General features: G+C 54.9%; 1 protein-coding gene. It reads right to left on the minus strand.

Features of this window, described 5'->3' with window-relative positions; all coding sequences use genetic code 11:
* Positions 1 to 501: immunoglobulin-like domain-containing protein (locus ACTD9P_RS29705; RefSeq protein ID WP_438870429.1), on the minus strand; the 501-nt coding region annotated here is incomplete at both ends.

The following is a 501-nucleotide window of genomic DNA, read 5'->3' on the forward strand; positions in this document are numbered from 1 at the left end:
CATCGACCTTGTCGATGGTGTCGTTGATCGTCGTGGTCGCGCCGTCGCCTGCAACTTCCAATTTCTCGAAGTTACCGCCAGTGGTGTCAGTGATCTTGACGGTCTGAGTGCTCTTGTCGATGAACACATCATCGCCAGGTGCTGCAACAGTTACGGAACCAACGGTGTCGCCAGCTTTGATGGTGATGCTCGAACCGTTATCCAGCTTCAGCGTGACGTCAGTACCGGCCTTGTTGCTCAAGGTGGCGGTGTAGGTGATCTGGCCACCTTCGTTAACTTCGCTTGGTGCAGTCAACGTTACGGTCGTGGTATCCGCAGTTCCCGGTGTGTCAGTCACTGTTGTGCTAACAGGCGTTGTACCTGGCACCAAGTTTTCGAAGTGCTCGCCGCCAGTCACATTAGTGATAGCGGTAGTGACGGTTTGGTCGCCCTTGTACACGTCATCTGGAGCTACAACGGTCACGTTGCCGCTGGACTGGTTCACACCGATGGTGATGGTCT

Source organism: Pseudomonas onubensis, assembly GCF_965653655.1.
Taxonomy (GTDB): Bacteria; Pseudomonadota; Gammaproteobacteria; order Pseudomonadales; family Pseudomonadaceae; genus Aquipseudomonas.